Here is a 19,007-nt window from a genome sequence, read left to right as displayed (position 1 = left end):
CTTGGAATCCAATGCCAACCTTTATGTGATCCTGCGGTCGGGCTTTCCGGCGGACCGCCAGGCGGTGGCGATCGAAACGCCCGATCGCACCTACAGTTGGCGGGATATCGACGAGCTGAGCGGCCGCATGGCCAATCTGCTGCGTTCGCTGGGCGTGGCCGCGGGTTCCCGGGTGGCCGTCCAGGTGGACAAGTCGCCGGAAGCCCTGATGCTGTATCTGGCCACCCTGCGGGCGGGCCTGGTCTATCTGCCGCTCAATACCGCCTATCACGAGGCCGAGGTCACGTATTTCCTGGAGGACGCCGAGCCGGCCGTGGTGGTGTGCTCGGAGAGCGCCCGCGCCTGGTGCGAGCCGCTGGCGCATCGCAAGGGCGCGGCCCATGTCTTCACCCTGAACGCCGACGGCCAGGGCAGCCTGACGCAGGCCGCCGCCGGGCACGATCCCGAGTTCGAGACGGCGCGCAGCGCGCCCGATGATCTGGCGGCGATCCTGTATACCTCCGGCACGACGGGCCGCAGCAAGGGGGCCATGCTCACCCATGCCAATCTGGCCTCCAACGCCCTGACGCTGAAAGCGTACTGGGGCTGGCGGTCCGACGACGTGCTGCTGCACATGCTGCCGATCTTCCACGTGCACGGCCTGTTCGTGGCCTCTCATGGCGCGCTGCTGGCCGGCGCCCGCATGATCTGGCTGCCCAGGCTGGACGTCGACCAGGCCCTGCATTACCTGCCGCGCTGCACCCTGATGATGGGGGTGCCGACGTATTACGTGCGCCTGCTGGCGGACGCCCGCTTCGATCGCGAGGCCTGCCGCAACATGCGGCTCTTCATCTCGGGGTCCGCGCCCCTGCTGGTCGACACCTTCCGCGAATTCCAGGCGCGCAGCGGCATGACCATCCTGGAGCGCTACGGCATGAGCGAGACCGGGATGATCACTTCCAATCCCTATGACCCGGCGCGCGGGGAGCGCCTGCCGGGCACGGTCGGTCCGGCCTTGCCGGGGATCACCGTGCGGGTGGTCGACGATGCCGATCAGCCCCTGGCCGCGGGCGAGCCCGGGCATGTCCAGGTGCGCGGCCCCAATGTCTTCGCGGGTTACTGGCGCATGCCGGAAAAGACGCGCCAGGAATTCACGAGCGACGGCTGGTTCCGCACCGGCGACATCGGGGCGCTGGGCGGCAAGGGCATTCCCGGCGACTACCTGAGCATCGTGGGCCGCAGCAAGGACCTGATCATCACGGGCGGCTACAACGTCTATCCCAAGGAAATCGAGATGGTCATCGACGCCATGCCCGGGGTGCAGGAATCCGCCGTGATCGGCATTCCCCACGCGGATTTCGGCGAGGCCGTCGTGGCCGTCGTCGTGCCCCGGGCGGGGGCGGCGGTCGATACAGGGGCCATGCTGGCCGATCTGAAGGTCGGGCTGGCGAATTTCAAGGTGCCCAAGCAGATCCACGTGGCTGATGCGCTGCCGCGCAATGCCATGGGGAAGGTTCAGAAGAACGTGCTGCGGCAGCAGTACGCAGGCCGGCATTGACGAAGGAGGACGCTCGGCCGCTCATGGGGCAAGCCGGACCCGGAAGGGTGCGGCGGGAAGCACACGACCACACCAATAATCAGGAGACAACATGATGATGAAGCGACACATGCTGTGCGCCGCGCTGGGATTGGCCCTGGCGGCTGGCTCGGGCGCGGCTCTGGCCGACACCACGCTGCGGGCCTCGCACCAGTTTCCCGGCGGGCAGGGAGACCCGCGGGATGAAATGGTGCAGATCATCGCCCGCGAGGTCCAGGCGGCCAACGTGGGGCTGAAGATCCAGGTCTTTCCCTCTTCTTCCCTGTACAAGGCGACCGAGCAGTGGGGCGCGCTGACGCGAGGCCAGCTGGACATGACCGCCTTTCCGCTGGACTATGCCTCGGGCCGGGTCCCGCAGTTCTCGGCCACGCTCATGCCGGGGCTGGTGCGCAACTATGATCACGCGCAGCGGCTCAATCAGTCCAACTTCATGAAGGACATTAAGGCGCTGGTCGAGAAGCAGGGCGCCGTGGTGATCGCCGACGCCTGGCTGGCGGGCGGGTTCGCGTCCAAGAAGAATTGCATCACCAGCCCCGACACGATCAAGGGCCAGGTGATCCGGGCGGCGGGTCCGGCCTTCGAGCAGATGCTGGCGGCGGCCGGGGCGTCGATTTCCTCGATGCCCTCGTCCGAAGTGTATTCGGCCATGCAGACGGGGGTGCTGGATGCGGCCAATACGTCCAACGACAGTTTCGTGTCGTACCGGCTGTACGAACAGGCCAAGTGCCTGACCGCGCCGGGGGACAACGCCCTCTGGTTCATGTACGAACCGGTGCTGATGTCCAAGAAGGTCTTCGACCGCCTGGAACCCAAGCAGCGCGAAGCCATCCTGGCCGCCGCCAAGAAGGCGGAAGCCTATTTCTCCGAGGAAGCCCGGAAGGGCGAGCAGAAGATGCGCGACATCTACGCCAAGGCGGGCGTGAAAGTCGTGACGATGACGCCCGAGGACTACAAGGCCTGGATGGCCATCGCCAAGAACTCGTCCTATCGGCAGTTCGCCGAGAAGGTTCCTGGCGGCGACGCCTTGCTGAAGAAAGCGCTGGCCGTTCAGTAAAGGGGATGGGGCCGGCGCCCGGCCGAGTCCGGCGCCGGCCCTGCCGCTGACGCGACACCGGGAGGTCGCATGAGTCGAATTTTTGTACGCTGGGTCGAGGCCCTGTCGCGGGCCTGCGGTGTCGCATCCGTGCTGCTGCTGGTCTTCGCCATGCTGGTCGTGTGCCAGATGATCCTGATGCGCTATGTCTTCCGGGCGGCCACCATCTGGCAGACCGAGGCGGTCGTGTTCGGGGCGACGGCGGCGATCTTTCTGGGCGCGCCCTATGTGCTGATGACCAAGGGCCACGTGGGCGTGGATTTCGTCCAGATGTTGGTGAAGCCGCGCACGCGCCGCTGGATGGACAGGGTGGGCGCCTGGCTGGGGCTGATCTTTTGCAGCGTGATGACCGTGGCGACGGGCCTGCATCTGTTCGAGGCGCTGGAAGGAGGCTGGACGACGCCCAGCGTCGCCGCCGTGCCGCTGTGGATGCCACTTTCCCCGGTCGTCGCCGGTTTCGCCTTGCTCTGTCTGCAGTACGTCGTGGAAATCATCAAGCTGAAGGAGCCGCAATCATGACGCCGACGCTGGCAGGAATCAGCATCGTTCTGGGCCTGTGCCTGATGCTGGCGACGGGAATGCCGATCGCCTTCGCCCTGGGCCTGGCCGCCGTCGCGGGCCTGTTTCTGGACATGGGGCCCGACGTGATCTACGTGCTGGCCGAAACCATGTTCTCCGGCATCGCCAACCTGGGTTACGTGGCCATCCCCATGTTCGTCCTGATGGGGGCGATCGTGGCGGGAACCCCGGCCGGCGGGGATCTCTACAAGGCCCTGGACCGCTGGCTGTACAAGGTCCCCGGGGGCCTGATCCTGTCCAACATCGGGGCCTGCGCGATCTTCTCGGGCATGACGGGGTCCAGTCCGGCCACCTGCGCCGCCATCGGAAAGATGGGGATTCCCGAAATGCTGGGGCGCGGCTATCCGGCGTCCGTGGCCACCGGGTCCATTGCGGCGGGGGGGACGCTGGGCATCCTGATCCCGCCTTCGGTCACGATGATCGTCTACGGCATTTCCACCCAGACGTCGATCGGCCGGCTATTCCTGGCCGGCGTCGTTCCAGGCCTGCTGCTGACGGTGCTGTTCATGGCCTGGGCGCTGTTCGACGCGCGGCGCAAGGGCTTCCGCTTCGGGGTGGGCGCCGGCCAGTATTCCTGGCGCGACAAGCTGGAAGCGCTGCCGCGCGTGCTGCCGCTGCTGCTCATCATCCTGGGCATGCTGTTCGTGCTGTACGGCGGGGTGGCGACGCCGTCCGAGGCCGCTGGCGCGGGCGCCCTGCTGACCCTGGTCGTGGTGGCCGTGGTGTATCGCCTGTTCAAGATGCGCACCTACACCGGCGTGTTCGGTTCGGCCATGCGCGAGAGCGTCATGATCATGATGATCATGGCCTCGGCGGAACTGTTCGCCTTCGCGCTGTCGTCCCTGTTCATCACGCAGTCGCTGGCAGCCGCCATCGCGTCGCTGGAAATCAACCGCTGGCTGCTGATGGGGCTGATCAACGTGTTCCTGCTGGTGGCCGGCATGTTCCTGCCGCCGGTCGCCATCATCGTCATGGCGGCGCCGCTGCTGCTGCCCATCATCACCCAGGCCGGCTTCGACCCCTACTGGTTCGCCGTCATCCTGACCGTCAACATGGAAATCGGGCTGATCACCCCGCCGGTGGGCCTGAACCTGTTCGTGCTGAACGCCATCGCGCCGGACGTCCCGACGCGGGAGATCCTGATCGGGGCCCTGCCGTACGTGCTGGTGATGATGGGGGCGATCGTCCTGCTCAGCATCTTCCCGCAGGTCGTCACCTGGCTGCCCGATCTGATCATGGGGGCGCCCATCTGAATCCGGCGTCCCGGCCCGTTCAGGCGGGCCGGGCGCGCGGATCGTCCGGGGCCGGTTCCAGCGCCCGCATATTGTCGCGGATCTGCTGGGACGCCTTGATCATCTGCCGCAGCGGATAGGCCAGGGCCGCATGGTCGCCGTCGGTTTCGATCACGTTGGGCTGGGTCGCGGGGCGATCGGCCAGGAAATCGTCGGTGGCCGCCAGCGCCTGGCGGATGCCGTCGGGTTCCGCGTCCAGCAGCGCCAGCTGCGGGATCACGGCGGCGATCTGCGAGGCCAGCGCGTGGTGCTGGATCATCAGGCGGTTGAATTCGGGCACGTGGCGCTGGCGGCGGGTGGGCTCGTCCATCATGCGGTAGAAGGCGGCGGCGAAGTTGCTGAAGGCGATGTGCACGTTCTTGCGGTCCAGCTTCCATTGGGTTTCCGCTTCTTGCAGTTCCGTGCCGTCGGCCTGGCGGTCGCGCCGGGCCTGGCGCGAGGCCTGCACGAAGGCCAGGCCGCCGTGCAGGAAGGCCTGGTTGGCGGCGAGCATGGCGCGGGCCAGGGCGTCCAGGGTGTTGCGTTCCCAGGATGGCAGGATGTAGCTGCAGCTCAGCGCCAGGATGCTGCCGATCACGGTGTCCACCAGACGTTCGCCGACGACCGTGTTGGAGCCCGGCACCAGGAAGTGGAAGATCAGCAGCACGAACAGCGTGTTGAAGACCGCCGACAAGGTGTAGTTCACCTGGATCAGGCTGTAGCCCAGCACGCTGCAGGCCACCAGGATCAGCAGGTACAGCTTGGGATCCAGCCCCAGGTAGAACAGCACCAGGGACAGGCCGCAGCCGATCAGGGTGCCGATCAGCCGCCAGCCGTTGCGCTGGCGGGTCAGGGCGAAGCCCGGCTTCATGATGATCAGCACCGTCAGGATGATCCAGTAGCTGTGGCCGGCCATGCCCGGATCCAGGGTGCGGACCATGGGCGTGTGGGCCAGCAAGCTGCCCACCGTCATGGACAGCAGGGCGGCGACGGCGACGCGGACGGCGTAGCGGAAATGGGCCGATTGCCAGTGCAGATTGTGGGTCAGCAGCGGCAGCTGCCATTTCTGGCGGGTGAGGAAGCGGTTCAGTGACCGGTTGGCCTTCGTCAGGTCGGCATCCGGCGGCAGCGGGTTGACGGAATGGTCCGCCATGCGGTCCACCTGGCGCGTCATGTTGCGCAGGCGCCGCAGCACCTGCACCAGCAGGGCGTAGAGTTCCGGGTTGCTTTGCAGCATGCCCTGATCGCGCAACTGCTGCAGTTCGAATTCCAGCGCCCGCAGTTCGGCCTTCACGCTGTTGCGCACCCGGGTGCGGCGGTTGCGGGCCACGTTCAGGGCCAGGCCGGAGACATTGGCGGCCAGCTTGCGCATGGCGTCGCGCACGAACAACAGCGCGTCGCTGTCGGGCAGGGCCTGGCGCAGGGTGGCGTAGTCGGTATGGGTGGCCACGGTGCTGTCGAGCAGGCCGATCATGTCCACGAACAGGTTCAGCAGCCCCTGGCGCAGGCGGTCGGCCCGGGATGCCGTGCCGCGCGGCAGCTCGCGCAGGACCATGTCGCGGGCGGCCTGGTGGGCTTCGGTCATGGCGGCCTGGCGGCGGATCAGCAGCCGGTAGCTTTCGTCCAGGTCCAGGTGCACGTCGTAGAAGCGGGCGCGGGTGGCGATGTAGTCGGCCGTGGCGAACAGAGCGACCGACAGCGCCTGCTGTTCTTCCCGGTGCCACAGGACGCGGTGGGCGATGGCGCTGTAGACCAGGTAGAACGCCCCGCCCAGGAACGAGGTCAGGGTGTGCTGCAGCACGTCGGCCTGCGTCAGCGGCGTGCGCAGGGTCAGCGTCATGATCAGCAGGCAGGCGAAGCCCAGCAGCCCGCCGTGCTTGCCGTAGACCGTCAGCATGGAAAAGGCGAAGCACAAGGCCGGGACGACCAGCCAGATGAGCAGCGCGTGGCTGGCGGCCAGTCCCGTCACGGCGGTGGTGGCCGAGCCCAGGCACAGGGCGGCGAACATGCCGTTGATGCCGTAGCGGCGAGGGCCGCCGGGCTGGTCCAGGATGGCTACGCAGGCCGCGCCCACGGCCGCGACGAAACCGCCCGCGACCCAGCCGAACACGCCCGACAGCACCAGCGCGGGCAGCAGGACGCCGGTTGCCTGGCGCAAACCGCCGAAGAAATAATGGCTGTAGAAGAATCGCTGCAGCGCAGGCGTGGGTGAGGTCATGTCGCTGGGATCCGGCAGGCCATGCGAATGGCGATGGGGCAGTATAGCTTGCAGCCTATGTTGCAACGCGGTAAATTAGCCCCTTGTCCATCCCGCATCGGGGCTGGACGATGTGGCGAACCCCCGGGTCACACACCCGGTTTTTTTCGTCTTCCGTTTTCATGCTCCAGGATGCGCCACAAGCGTGGTCCGGGGCGTCCATTTCCACCACACTGCGCCCGATGGCGCGAGTGTCTTGTGCCAAGGGGTGCAGACTGGTCCCCCGATGTGTCCGGGCAAAGCGGTTCCGTGAATCGCCCAGCGTCGGATCGTGTCGAGGACCGCCAGAACTGGCCCGGGCTGCCTTCAGGCCGCTTGGTGCATGGCACGGGTTACGAAAGGAATCCATCATGGAACTCAATGGCGCCGACATCGTCGTGCGTTGTCTGATCGAGGAAGGCGTAGACCACGTATTTGGCTACCCGGGCGGTGCCGTCCTCTACATCTACGACGCCATCTACAAGCAAGACAAATTCCAGCACGTCCTCGTGCGACACGAGCAGGCCGCGGTTCATGCGGCGGATGCTTATTCCCGATCCTCGGACAAAATCGGCGTATGCCTGGTGACCAGCGGTCCCGGCGTGACCAATGCCGTGACCGGCATCGCGACGGCCTACATGGATTCGATTCCCATGGTCATCCTCAGCGGCCAGGTGCCCACGCACGCCATCGGCCAGGATGCTTTCCAGGAATGCGACACCGTGGGCATCACGCGCCCCTGCGTCAAGCACAACTTCCTGGTGCGCGACGTCAAGGATCTGGCTGAAACCATGCGCCGCGCCTTCTACATCGCGCGCTCCGGCCGGCCCGGTCCTGTGCTGGTGGACATCCCCAAGGACGTGTCCGTGGCGACCTGCAAGTACACGCCCAAGCGCGGTCCGACCGTGCTGCGTTCCTACGCGCCGGTCACCAAGGGACACCAGGGACAGATCAAGAAGGCCGTGCAGATGCTGCTGGCCGCCGAACGCCCCATGATCTACGCGGGCGGCGGGGTGGTGCTGGCCAATGCCGCCGATGAATTGCGCAAACTGGTGCGCATGACCGGCGCGCCGTGCACCACCACCCTGATGGGGCTGGGGGCCTTGCCGGGCACGGACGAGAAATTCGTGGGCATGCCGGGCATGCACGGCACCTACGAGGCCAACATGTCGATGCAGAACTGCGACGTGCTGCTGGCCATCGGCGCCCGGTTCGACGACCGGGTCATCGGCAATCCCAAACACTTCGCGCAGGTGCCGCGCAAGATCGTCCACGTGGACATCGACCCGTCCTCGATCTCCAAGCGGGTGCGGGTGGACGTGCCCATCGTGGGCGACGTGCGCGAGGTCCTGCAGGACCTGATCGGCCTGTACGCGCAATCGCTGGCCGAGCAGGGCGGGGCGGAATCCCGCCTGGACGCCTGGTGGCGGCAGATCGACGGCTGGCGCGGGCGCAAGTGCCTGGACTACGAGAATTCCGACACGGTGATCAAGCCCCAGTACGTGGTGCAGAAGCTGTGGGAAGTCACGCGCGGCCAGGCCTTCGTCGCGTCCGACGTGGGGCAGCACCAGATGTGGGCGGCCCAGTACTATCCCTTCCCGGAACCCCGCCGCTGGGTCAATTCCGGCGGCCTGGGCACCATGGGCGTGGGCCTGCCCTACGCCATGGGGGTGCAGATGGCCAATCCGGACCGCGACGTCGCCGTCATCACCGGCGAGGGCTCGATCCAGATGAACATCCAGGAACTGTCCACCTGCAAGCAGTACCACCTGACGCCCAAGGTCCTGTGCCTGAACAACCGCTATCTGGGCATGGTGCGCCAGTGGCAGCAGATCGAATATGGTTCGCGCTATTCCGAATCCTACGTCGATGCCCTGCCGGATTTCGTCAAGCTCGTCGAAAGCTACGGTCACGTGGGCATGCGCATCGAGAAGCCGGCCGACGTCGAGCCGGCGCTGCGCGAGGCCTTCACCAAATACAAGGACCGCCTGGTCTTCATGGATTTCATCACGGATCAGACCGAGAACGTCTGGCCCATGGTCAAGGCTGGCCGCGGGCTGACGGAAATGTTGCTGGGCGCTGAGGATCTGTGAGGGGATAGACCATGAAACACGTGATTTCCATTTTGCTGGAAAACGAACCCGGCGCCTTGTCCCGCGTGGTGGGCCTGTTCTCCGCGCGCGGCTACAACATCGAAACCCTGACGGTGGCGCCGACCGAAGACGTCACGCTGTCGCGCATGACGATCGTGACGATCGGGTCCGACGAGATCATCGAGCAGATCACCAAGCACCTGAACCGTCTGGTGGACGTGGTCAAGGTCGTGGATCTGTCCGAAGGGCCTCACGTCGAACGCGAACTGATGCTCATCAAGGTGCGCGCCGTGGGCAAGGAACGCGACGAGATGAAGCGCATGGCGGAAATTTTCCGCGGGCGCATCATCGACGTCACCGACAAGACCTACACCATCGAACTGACCGGCGTGCAGGACAAGATCGCCGCCTTCATCGGGGCGCTGGACCGCAGCGCCATCCTGGAAACCGTCCGCACGGGCGTTTCGGGGGTGGGGCGCGGCGAACGAGTTCTAAAGCTATGAACGACGCCCCCACGCTGCGCCTTCGGCTTGCTGCCCCCCGAGGAGGCGCCTTTTGCCTTGGGGCGGCCCGGCGGCAAAAGCTGTAAACCCCAAGGGCGTTTCGCTGCGCGGGCGCCCGGCTGTATCCAACCTCTCTTTTCAGAATTAAAAAATCGGAGTTTCCAACATGAAAGTTTTCTACGACAAAGATTGCGACCTGTCCCTGATCAAGGGCAAGCAAGTGGCCATCATCGGCTATGGCTCGCAGGGCCACGCCCACGCCCAGAACCTGCACGATTCCGGCGTCCACGTCACCGTGGGCCTGCGCAAGGGCGGCGCGTCCTGGAAGAAGGCCGAGAACGCCGGCCTGACCGTCAAGGAAGTCGCCGAAGCCGTCAAGGGCGCCGACGTGGTCATGATGCTGCTGCCCGACGAGAACATCGCGGCGGTTTACCGCAACGACGTCGCCGCCAATCTGAAGCCGGGCGCTGCGCTGGCCTTCGCCCACGGCTTCAACGTGCACTACGGCCAGGTCGTGCCGCGCGCCGACATCGACGTCATCATGATCGCTCCCAAGGCCCCGGGCCACACGGTGCGCAGCACCTACACCCAGGGCGGCGGCGTGCCGCACCTGATCGCCGTGCACCAGGACGTGTCCGGCAAGGCCCGCGACCTGGCCCTGTCCTATGCCATGGGCAATGGCGGCGGGCGCGCCGGCATCATCGAGACCAACTTCCGCGAAGAGACCGAAACCGACCTGTTCGGCGAACAGGCCGTGCTGTGCGGCGGCACCGTCGAACTGATCAAGGCGGGCTTCCAGACGCTGGTCGACGCCGGCTATGCGCCCGAAATGGCGTACTTCGAGTGCCTGCACGAACTGAAGCTGATCGTGGACCTGATCTACGAAGGCGGCATCGCCAACATGAACTACTCGATCTCCAACAACGCGGAATACGGCGAATACGTCACCGGTCCGCGCGTGGTGAACGATCAGACCCGCGCCGCCATGCGCCAGTGCCTGGCCGACATCCAGTCCGGCGTCTACGCGAAGAACTTCATCCTGGAAAACGCCGCCGGCGCCCCGGAACTGACCTCGCGCCGCCGCCTGAACGCCGAATCGCAGATCGAGCAGGTCGGCGGCAAGCTGCGGGCGATGATGCCCTGGATCGCGGCCAACAAGCTGGTGGACCAGTCCAAGAACTGATCCCGTCAGCGCCGCTGAACAGCCGGACATCCCGATGGGATGCCGGCTGTTTTTTTGGGTTATCCTTCGCCTACCATGAAAATCCCTCCCTATCCGCATCCCCTGATCGCCCGCGAGGGCTGGTTCATCCTGATCGGCGCCCTGGTCGTTTCCCTGCTGGTGACCTGGTGGTCGCCGTGGGCGTCCCTCCCGCTCTGGGTGTTCACGCTGTTCGCGCTGCAGTTCTTTCGCGATCCCCCGCGCGAGGCGCCGGACGGCGAAGGCCTGGTGCTGTGCCCGGCCGACGGGCGCGTCGTCTGCGTCGAGGATGCCGCCGATCCCTATGCCGGCGGGCGTCCGGCCTTGAAGATCAGCGTCTTCATGAATGTCTTCAATGTGCACTCCAACCGGGTGCCGGTCGACGGCCTCGTGCAGTCGATCGACTATTTTCCGGGCAAGTTCTTCAACGCGGCGCTGGACAAGGCCTCGCTGGAAAACGAGCGCAACGCCATGGTGCTGAAAACCCCGAAAGGGCAGGTCGTGACGGCGGTGCAGGTGGCCGGCCTGGTGGCCAAGCGCATCCTGTGCCACGCCAAGGCCGGGCAGACCCTGTACGCGGGGCAGCGCTACGGCTTCATCCGCTTCGGGTCGCGGGTGGACGTATACTTGCCCCCAGGGACGCGGCCGCGTGTCGCCATCGGCGACAAGGTCAAGGCCACCAGCACGGTGCTGGCCGAACTTCCCGTCCCGTCCCGCGATGACGACTCCGCAGCCTGAACACCCCATGCCTGACGAAAGACAGCGCCGCCGCAGCATCTATCTGCTGCCCAACGCATTTACCACCGCCAACCTGTTCTCCGGCTTCTATGCCGTCGTGCAGGCCATGAACCAGCATTTCGAGGTCGCCGCCATCGCGATCTTCCTGGCCATGGTCTTCGACAGCATGGACGGCCGGGTGGCGCGCCTGACCAATACCCAGTCGGCCTTCGGCGAGCAGTACGATTCCCTGGCCGACATGATTTCCTTCGGCATGGCGCCGGCGCTGGTCATGTATGAATGGTCACTGCAGGGCCTGGGACGCTGGGGCTGGCTGGCCGCTTTCGTGTACGTGGTCGGCGCGGCCCTGCGTCTGGCGCGCTTCAACGCCAATATCGGCAAGGTCGACAAGCAGTATTTCCAGGGCCTGCCCAGCCCGGCGGCGGCCGCGCTGGTGGCCGGCTTCGTCTGGCTGTCGGTGGACAACAAGCTGTCCCTGTCGGACGGCCTGATTCCCTGGGCGGCCTTCGCCCTGACGATCTACGCCGGCGTCGCCATGGTGTCGAACGCCCCGTTTTTCAGCGGCAAGTCCTTCGCCCTGGGGCGCAGCGTGCCGTTCTGGGTGATGCTGCTGGTGGTGGCGGTGTTCGTGTTCGTGTCCAGCGATCCCCCCGTGGTGCTGTTCGTGCTGTTCGTGCTCTACAGCCTGTCGGGCTGGCTGGTCTGGCTGTGGCGGGTCCGCCGCGCGCGGCGCCTGGGCCTGCGCATGCGGGGCGCCGAGTCCGACGACCCCCCGTCCCACGAATGACGCCTGGGCCGCGCTTTGGCGCGGCCGCCCCGAATCCGCTATAATCTTGCCTGCGCCGCGATTTCGCGTGGCGCTTTTTTCGTCCCACGGCAGCGCGCCTCGGTGCTGCCGCCTGTTCTCGAGGTTAATAAAGCATGTCCGTTGCTGATATCGTCAAATCCGACATCGTTGCGCAATTCCAGCGCGCCGCCGGCGACACCGGTTCTCCCGAAGTGCAGGTCGCTCTGCTGACCGCCCGCATCAATGAACTGACCGGCCACTTCAAGGCTCACACGAAAGACCATCACTCGCGCCGCGGCCTGCTGCGCATGGTCAGCCGTCGCCGCAAGCTGCTGGACTACCTGAAGGGTCGCAACCCGGATTCCTACCGCGCCCTGATCGAAAAACTCGGTCTGCGCAAGTAATGCCCGGGGACTTCGTTCCCCATGCACGAGCCGTGCACGCTGCCTTCATGTCCGCAGTGTGCGCGGCTTTTTGTCATGGGTCGCCCAGATAGTTCCCGCTTACGGCGGGGCGGGCGCGTGCCCGCAGGCGGCCCTTTTAATAGGATAAGAAAATGTTCAACAAAGTGAGCAAATCGTTTCAGTACGGTGAGCACACCGTCGTCCTGGAAACCGGCGAAATCGCCCGCCAGGCGTCCGGCGCCGTGCTGGTGTCCGTGGACGATACGGTCATCCTGGCCACTGTCGTGGCTGCCCGCACCGCCAAGCCCGGCCAGGACTTCTTTCCCCTGACCGTCGATTACGTCGAAAAGACCTATGCCGCCGGCAAGATCCCGGGCGGCTTCTTCAAGCGCGAAGGCAAGCCCTCCGAAAAGGAAACCCTGACCTCGCGCCTGATCGACCGCCCGCTGCGTCCGCTGTTCCCGGAAGGCTTCTACAACGACGTGCAGGTCATCATCCACACGCTGTCGGTCAATCCTGAAATCGATCCGGACATCCCCGCGCTGATCGGCGCGTCGGCCGCCCTGGCGATCTCCGGCATTCCCTTCAACGGCCCCGTGGGCGCCGCCCGCGTCGGCTACGTCGACGGCCAGTACGTCCTGAACCCCAGCACCACGCAGCTGCACGAACAGTCCCAGCTGGACCTGGTGGTGGCGGGGACCGAAGCCGCCGTGCTGATGGTCGAATCCGAAGCCAAGCAGCTGCCGGAAGACGTGATGCTGGGCGCCGTGGTGTTCGGCCACGAACAGATGCAGGCCTGCATCAACGCCATCCATGAACTGGTGGCCGAGGCCGGCAAGCCCGAATGGGACTGGCAGCCGGCCCCGCGCAACGAAGTCCTGGCGACCGCCGTGCGCAGCGCCGCCTTCGAACCCCTGAAGGCCGTCTACCAGGTGCGCAACAAGCAGGAACGCACCGCCCAGCTGCGCCAGGTCTATGCCGAGGTCAAGGCCAAGCTGGCCGAGCACGCCGCCGCCCGCGGCGATGCCGCCCCCGACAACGTCGAAGTCGAGAACATGCTGTTCTCCCTGGAATCGGAAATCGTCCGCGGCCAGATCCTGAACGGCGAACCTCGCATCGACGGGCGCGACACGCGCACCGTGCGTCCCATCAGCATCCGCCTGGGCGTGCTACCCCGCGCGCACGGCTCGGCCCTGTTCACCCGGGGCGAAACCCAGGCGCTGGTCGTCACGACCCTGGGCACCAAGCAGGACGAGCAGATCATCGATTCGATCATGGGCGAATACCGTGACCGTTTCATGCTGCACTACAACATGCCTCCGTTCGCCACGGGCGAGACCGGCCGCTTCGGCGTGCCCAAGCGCCGCGAAATCGGCCACGGCCGCCTGGCCAAGCGCGCCCTGCTGGCCCTGCTGCCCAGCGCCGAGGAATTCCAGTACACCCTGCGCCTGGTGTCGGAGATCACCGAATCCAACGGCTCCTCGTCCATGGCTTCGGTCTGCGGCGGCAGCCTGTCCATGATGGACGCCGGCGTGCCGGTCAAGGATCACGTGGCCGGCGTGGCCATGGGCCTGATCAAGGAAGGCGGCAAGTTCGCCGTCCTGACCGACATCCTGGGTGACGAAGATCACCTGGGCGACATGGATTTCAAGGTGACCGGCACCGTCGCCGGCGTGACCGCGCTGCAGATGGACATCAAGATCCAGGGCATCACCAAGGAAATCATGCAGGTGGCGCTGGCCCAGGCCCGCGAAGGCCGCCTGCACATCCTGGGCAAGATGCGCGAAGCCATCGACGGTTCGCGCACGGAACTCTCTGACTTCGCGCCGCGCATGCTGCGCATCAAGATCAACCCGGAGAAGATCCGCGACGTGATCGGCAAGGGCGGCGCCACCATCCGCGCCCTGACCGAAGAAACCGGCTGCCAGATCGACATCAGCGATGACGGCAACATCACCATCGCCAGCGCCGACCTGGACCGCGCCCACGAAGCCGAGCGCCGCATCAAGGAACTGACCGCCGACGTCGAAATCGGTCAGGAATACCAGGGCACGGTGCAGCGTCTGCTGGACTTCGGCGCCATCGTCCAGGTGCTGCCGGGCCGCGACGGCCTGCTGCACATCTCCGAGATCGCCAACTACCGCATCGCCGACATCAACGACGTGCTGAAGGTCGGCCAGTCGGTGCGTGTCAAGATCCTGGAAGCCGACGACCGCGGTCGCCTGCGCCTGTCGGTCAAGGCCATCGGCGGCATCGAAGCCCAGGGCGGCCCGGCCGCCCCGACGGCGGCCGAGTGATCGTCCGTCGGTCCGGGCGGCATTGCCGCCCGGACGCCGCCTGAAAAAGGGCGTCCCGCAATAGCGGGGCGCCCTTTTTCAATGGCTGCGACGGGACGCGGGCCGCGCCGCGGCCGGCCATCGGCGTGGCCCGCGCCGAGTCGCGCGGGCCGCGCCGGATCACGACAGCGTCAGCACGATCTTCCCGATCTGCTCGCCGGCGTCCATCATGGCGTGCGCTCTGGAGGCCTCGGCCAGGGGGAAGGTGGCGTGGATGATGGGGCGGATCCTGCCGGCCTCCAGCAGCGGCCAGACCCGCTCGCGCAGGGCCTGCGCGATGGCGGCCTTGAAGGCCACCGGCCGGGACCGCAGGGTGGAGCCCGTGATGGTCAGGCGGCGGGCCATGACCTGCCAGCAATTGATCGAAGCGTGGGCGCCGCCCAGCTGGGCGATCATCACCAGGCGGCCGTCGTCGGCCAGCGCCTTGATGTTGCGCGGCAGATAGTCGCCCGCCACCATGTCCAGGATGACGTCCACCCCGCGCTTGTCCGTCAGGGCGTGGATTTCCTCGACGAAGTCGTGGGTGCGGTAGTTGATGCCCCGGTCGCATCCCAGGGCTTCGATCGCCCGCACGCGCTCGGTGCTGCCGGCCGTGGCGTATACGGTATGGCCGAAGGCGTGCGCCAGCGCGATGGCCGTGGTGCCGATGCCGCTGGCCCCGCCGTGCACCAGCAGGGTTTCGCCCGCCGACAGCCGGCCCCGGTCGAAGACGTTGCTCCAGACCGTGAAGTAGGTTTCGGGCAGGGCGGCGGCCTCGATCAGGGACAGGCCCTTGGGGACGGGCAGGCACTGGGCGGCCGGCGCCACGCAGTATTGGGCGTAGCCCCCGCCCGCCAGCAGGGCGCAGACTTCGTCGCCGATCTGGAATCCGGCCGATTGCGCGTCGCCGCCCACGATCCGTCCGGCCACTTCCAGCCCGGGCAGGTCCGAAGCCCCGGCCGGCGGCGGGTAGCTGCCCTGGCGCTGGAAGACGTCGGGACGGTTGATGCCGGCGGCGCCCACCTGGATCAGGACTTCGCCGGGCCCGGGCACGGGGGTGGGGCGTTCCACGAGTTCCAGGACTTCCGGTCCGCCGGGGGTCGTGATTGCTATGGCTTGCATGGGCCCTCCGCTGAATGATCAGCCTGAATTATGCGCTACACTTGCGGTCTTCATTCCCGGAAGCGTGCCAGAGTGGTTGAATGGACCGGTCTTGAAAACCGGCGATGGGGCGACCCATCCGTGAGTTCGAATCTCACCGCTTCCGCCATCGCGGGCGTCCGGCGGCAGTGTGCGATCCTCGCGCGATTACTATACCGGGAATATGCATCCCGGCAGTTCTCCTGATGCTCCCATGGCGGAATTGGTAGACGCAAGGGACTTAAAATCCCTCGCCTTCGGGCGTGCCGGTTCGATCCCGGCTGGGAGCACCATCACGATTTGCGCGACGTTTACTGCGCCAGGTATCCGTTCACGCTACAATCAAGAGTTACCTGATTTGAACTGATTGACCGCATGAGTCAAACCCGCATGAGTCAAACCCCGAGCCAACCCCGCAAGTTTCTTGTCATGGGCAACTGGAAGATGCACGGCAGCCTGGCGGATAACGCGGCGTTGCTGAGCGGCCTGGTCGCTGGCGCGCAGCGGGCCGGCGACGTCCAGCTGGCGGTGTGCGCGCCTGCTCCCTACCTGGATCAGGCGTGCCGCACGCTGACCGGCACCGCCATCACCTGGGGCGCCCAGGACGTCAGCGTGCACGACCGGGGCGCCTACACGGGCGAGGTCTCCGCGGCCATGCTGGCGGATTTCGCCTGTTCGTGGGTGCTGTGCGGCCATTCGGAACGCCGCGCCATGCATGGCGAATCCAGCGCCCTGGTGGCGGCCAAGGCCGTCGCCGCGCTGGGCGCCGGCCTGACGCCGGTCGTCTGCGTGGGCGAAACCCTGGCCGACCGAGACGCGGGCCAGGCCGAATGCGTGATCGGCGACCAGCTCGACCCCATCCTGGCGCTGGGGGCGGATGCCCTGTCCCGCATGGTGCTGGCCTACGAACCCGTCTGGGCCATCGGCACGGGCCGCACCGCCACTCCGGAACAGGCGCAGGCGGTGCACGGCTTCATCCGCGCGGCCCTGGCCAAACAGGGGGCCGCGCAGACGCGCATCCTGTATGGCGGCAGCGTCAAGGCCGCCAATGCCGCCGCCCTGTTTGCACAACCCGACATCGATGGCGCCCTGGTGGGCGGGGCATCGCTGATCGCCGACGAATTTCTGAATATTGCGGCTTCCGTCGCTTAAGCTCCCCGGAGTCCTATCATCATGCAATGGTTTTCCTCGATCCTGCTGACGCTGCAGGTCATTTCCTCGCTACTGATCATCGTGCTGGTGCTGCTGCAGCAGGGCAAGGGCGCCGACATGGGCGCCGCCTTCGGCAGCGGCTCCGCCGGCAGCGTGTTCGGCTCCGCGGGCGCCGCCAACTTCCTGTCGCGGGCGACCAAATGGGCGGCCGTCATCTTCTTCGCCACGACCATCGGCCTGGCCTGGGTCTCGCACCATCCGGCCGGCTCGCCGATCGAATCGGGCATCATGCAGGGCTTCAGCTCCCCTGAAAAGGCGCCGGCCCCGGCCACGGGTTCCGCCGTGCCCGACCTGGGCGCCGCCGTTCCCTCGGTGCCTTCGGCCCCGTCCACCGGCAAGCCCGCCGCGTCCGCGTCCGGCGCCGCGGCGCCGGATGCCGCCAACTCCGACGCCTCGGTCCCCGTGGTGCCCGCGCCCAAGGACGCGCCCGCCGGCAAGTAAGCGGCCGAGCCCTGATTCAGGGCTCGCTCCCCGTCTGGCACCGCCGGACATTCGGAAATGACCGGGGATGCCTGGGGAGGCTCGTCAAGGCTGGCGGGTTTTCCCCGGAAGCATCCGTGTCAGGGTCTCGTCGCGATCGATGAAATGGTGCCATAGGGCGCCGACGGAGTGCAGCGCGACCAGGCCGATCAGGATCGGCCCGGCGTATCCCGCATGAATCGTGTGGATGGCCTTGGCCGCCGCCTTGTCCTCGGCCAGCCAGACCGGGATGGAAAACAGGCCGAAGACGCTGACGGATTGCTGCGCGAATTGCGACATCAGCAGGCCGGCGATCGGCAGTGCGAGCACCAGGATGACCATGGCCCAGTGGACCGCCGCCGCAAGGCGCGATTGCCATGCCTGCCCGACGGCCTGCGGCCGGCCGGTGTTCAGCCGCGTGATGATCCAGACGATCATCAAGGCCAGGGCCGTCACCCCGAAGCTCTTGTGAAAGAACATGAATTGCCCTTTCATAGGATCGCCGCGCTCGTAACCGCTGGCGATGAGTACGCAGGTCACCGCTGAGGCGATCACGACGAACAAGGCCCAGTGCAGGAATCGGAGCTGCGGGCTCCAGACGGTGGGGGATGCTGGCATATGCTCCTCCTGTCGGTCTCTGGCATCCGTGAGGATGGTTGATGGAGTGGTGAGTTCGACTATACCCGAGCAAGCATCCGCTTTTGCGCATGGAAGATACAGGATGTGAAAGCTGGCTCTGGCGTTCCCTTGCCTGCCGAGGCAGGCATGCTTTTCATGTTAGAATCTGCGTCTTTCCCTGAGGGGAGAAGGCCCGAGCCGTCGTGGTGGAATTGGTAGACACGCTATCTTGAGGGGGTAGTGGCGAAAGCTGTACGAGTTCGAGTCTCGTCGACGGCACCACCGAATTATCGAAGACCCGCATGAACGTCAGGTTCTTGCGGGTTTTTTGTTGGCTTGGCTGGATGGGCGTCGGCTTCTATCAGATGTTTGCTTTGCCTATGGTTTTTCAGGCCGGCTCGTGGTGCCTGAGCCAGCTTTTCAGGGCATCGTCGATTTGGCCTTGCCAGTTGGGACTGCTGGTTCGAAAGGCATCCACGACTTCAGGCGAGAGCCTGATCGTGATGCGTTCCTTGGTCGGAGATCTCTGCGGGCCGCGACCGCGCATGCCTGGCTTTTGGCGCGGGCGCCAGTCCCGCGCGCCCTCCTTATTCCCCCAGGTTCTGAACATATAAAACTCCCTTCCCCCGGAAAGCCCCGATAGTCCTGTCATTTTGCACAATGCAAAAGCTGTTTGCGGGATATCCAACTTGTCCGGTGTGTGCCTTGCATGCACACTCGATCCGAGAGGCCGGTGCGACGCGGGCCAATGGCATTGGCCGGCGAACAACAAGGAGACATGC

At 66.0% G+C, this 19,007-nt stretch carries 17 protein-coding genes and 3 tRNA genes; 16 read left to right on the top strand and 4 right to left on the bottom strand.

Going from position 1 to position 19,007, the window contains the following annotated elements:
- The first annotated feature begins 1 nt into the window (after position 1).
- The 4 genes from Q0263_RS08690 to Q0263_RS08675 all read left to right on the top strand — a co-directional run bounded on the left by Q0263_RS08690 (position 2) and on the right by Q0263_RS08675 (position 4,501).
- On the top strand, positions 2-1,537 hold the full coding sequence (locus tag Q0263_RS08690; protein ID WP_298015358.1) for a malonyl-CoA synthase: 1,536 nt from the start codon (positions 2-4) through the stop codon (positions 1,535-1,537).
- A 91-nt stretch (positions 1,538-1,628) separates the two neighbouring features.
- Entirely contained in the window at positions 1,629-2,630 is a 1,002-nt protein-coding gene (dctP, locus tag Q0263_RS08685; protein WP_298015356.1) for a TRAP transporter substrate-binding protein DctP, read from the top strand.
- Between the two features lie 69 nt (positions 2,631-2,699).
- Positions 2,700-3,188, top strand: a complete 489-nt coding sequence (locus Q0263_RS08680) for a TRAP transporter small permease (protein WP_298015354.1) — start codon at positions 2,700-2,702, stop codon at positions 3,186-3,188.
- Complete coding sequence (locus Q0263_RS08675; protein ID WP_298015352.1) at positions 3,185-4,501, top strand: TRAP transporter large permease; 1,317 nt, start codon at positions 3,185-3,187, stop codon at positions 4,499-4,501. The genes Q0263_RS08680 and Q0263_RS08675 overlap by 4 nt, the downstream gene beginning before the upstream one ends.
- 19 nt (positions 4,502-4,520) lie before the next feature.
- Here the strand turns inward: Q0263_RS08675 and Q0263_RS08670 are convergent, their stop codons facing one another.
- A complete protein-coding gene (locus Q0263_RS08670) occupies positions 4,521-6,737 on the bottom strand; it encodes an FUSC family membrane protein (protein WP_298015350.1) in 2,217 nt (738 codons plus the stop codon).
- A gap of 389 nt (positions 6,738-7,126) precedes the next feature.
- On the opposite strand from Q0263_RS08670, the gene Q0263_RS08665 reads away from it, so the two are divergent.
- From Q0263_RS08665 to pnp, 7 genes are all read left to right on the top strand, one after another.
- Positions 7,127-8,848 (top strand): acetolactate synthase 3 catalytic subunit, encoded by a 1,722-nt coding sequence (locus Q0263_RS08665; protein ID WP_298015349.1) that lies wholly within the window; start codon positions 7,127-7,129, stop codon positions 8,846-8,848.
- An 11-nt stretch (positions 8,849-8,859) separates the two neighbouring features.
- The gene (gene ilvN, locus Q0263_RS08660; protein ID WP_298015347.1) at positions 8,860-9,351 is read left to right on the top strand and encodes an acetolactate synthase small subunit; all 492 of its coding nucleotides are present in this window, start codon (positions 8,860-8,862) and stop codon (positions 9,349-9,351) included.
- Positions 9,352-9,517: 166 nt separating this feature from the next.
- Positions 9,518-10,534 (top strand): ketol-acid reductoisomerase, encoded by a 1,017-nt coding sequence (gene ilvC / locus Q0263_RS08655; protein ID WP_298015346.1) that lies wholly within the window; start codon positions 9,518-9,520, stop codon positions 10,532-10,534.
- A gap of 75 nt (positions 10,535-10,609) precedes the next feature.
- The gene (locus Q0263_RS08650; RefSeq protein ID WP_298015344.1) at positions 10,610-11,290 is read left to right on the top strand and encodes a phosphatidylserine decarboxylase; all 681 of its coding nucleotides are present in this window, start codon (positions 10,610-10,612) and stop codon (positions 11,288-11,290) included.
- A gap of 7 nt (positions 11,291-11,297) precedes the next feature.
- A complete protein-coding gene (pssA, locus tag Q0263_RS08645) occupies positions 11,298-12,077 on the top strand; it encodes a CDP-diacylglycerol--serine O-phosphatidyltransferase (protein WP_298015342.1) in 780 nt (259 codons plus the stop codon).
- Positions 12,078-12,211: 134 nt separating this feature from the next.
- On the top strand, positions 12,212-12,481 hold the full coding sequence (gene rpsO, locus Q0263_RS08640) for a 30S ribosomal protein S15 (RefSeq protein WP_066453017.1): 270 nt from the start codon (positions 12,212-12,214) through the stop codon (positions 12,479-12,481).
- A 152-nt stretch (positions 12,482-12,633) separates the two neighbouring features.
- A complete protein-coding gene (gene pnp / locus Q0263_RS08635) occupies positions 12,634-14,778 on the top strand; it encodes a polyribonucleotide nucleotidyltransferase (RefSeq protein WP_298015339.1) in 2,145 nt (714 codons plus the stop codon).
- Positions 14,779-14,937: 159 nt separating this feature from the next.
- On the opposite strand, the gene Q0263_RS08630 is transcribed toward pnp, so the two are convergent.
- Positions 14,938-15,918, bottom strand: coding sequence for an NAD(P)H-quinone oxidoreductase (locus tag Q0263_RS08630; protein WP_298015337.1), 981 nt, complete (start codon positions 15,916-15,918; stop codon positions 14,938-14,940).
- 58 nt (positions 15,919-15,976) lie between these two features.
- Here Q0263_RS08630 and Q0263_RS08625 point away from each other — a divergent pair.
- The 4 genes from Q0263_RS08625 (at position 15,977) to secG (ending at position 17,589) form a co-directional block, all read left to right on the top strand.
- Positions 15,977-16,066 (top strand) — tRNA-Ser (locus Q0263_RS08625).
- Positions 16,067-16,144: 78 nt separating this feature from the next.
- A tRNA-Leu gene (locus Q0263_RS08620) sits at positions 16,145-16,229 on the top strand.
- 97 nt (positions 16,230-16,326) lie between these two features.
- Positions 16,327-17,088 carry a triose-phosphate isomerase gene (gene tpiA, locus Q0263_RS08615; protein ID WP_298015336.1) on the top strand — a complete coding sequence of 254 codons (762 nt, stop codon included), beginning with the start codon at positions 16,327-16,329 and terminating at the stop codon, positions 17,086-17,088.
- A 21-nt stretch (positions 17,089-17,109) separates the two neighbouring features.
- Positions 17,110-17,589: a preprotein translocase subunit SecG gene (gene secG, locus Q0263_RS08610; protein ID WP_298015334.1), complete on the top strand. Its 480-nt coding sequence runs from the start codon at positions 17,110-17,112 to the stop codon at positions 17,587-17,589.
- 84 nt (positions 17,590-17,673) lie between these two features.
- On the opposite strand, the gene Q0263_RS08605 is transcribed toward secG, so the two are convergent.
- Positions 17,674-18,225, bottom strand: a complete 552-nt coding sequence (locus tag Q0263_RS08605; RefSeq protein ID WP_298015333.1) for a cytochrome b — start codon at positions 18,223-18,225, stop codon at positions 17,674-17,676.
- Between the two features lie 197 nt (positions 18,226-18,422).
- Here Q0263_RS08605 and Q0263_RS08600 point away from each other — a divergent pair.
- Positions 18,423-18,507 (top strand) — tRNA-Leu (locus tag Q0263_RS08600).
- 106 nt (positions 18,508-18,613) lie between these two features.
- On the opposite strand, the gene Q0263_RS08595 is transcribed toward Q0263_RS08600, so the two are convergent.
- A complete protein-coding gene (locus tag Q0263_RS08595) occupies positions 18,614-18,835 on the bottom strand; it encodes a BrnA antitoxin family protein (RefSeq protein ID WP_298015331.1) in 222 nt (73 codons plus the stop codon).
- Positions 18,836-19,007 lie beyond the last annotated feature (172 nt).

Source organism: uncultured Castellaniella sp. (assembly GCF_937988725.1).
Taxonomy (GTDB): Bacteria; Pseudomonadota; Gammaproteobacteria; order Burkholderiales; family Burkholderiaceae_B; genus Castellaniella.
This window is presented reverse-complemented; position numbering and strand designations above follow the sequence as displayed.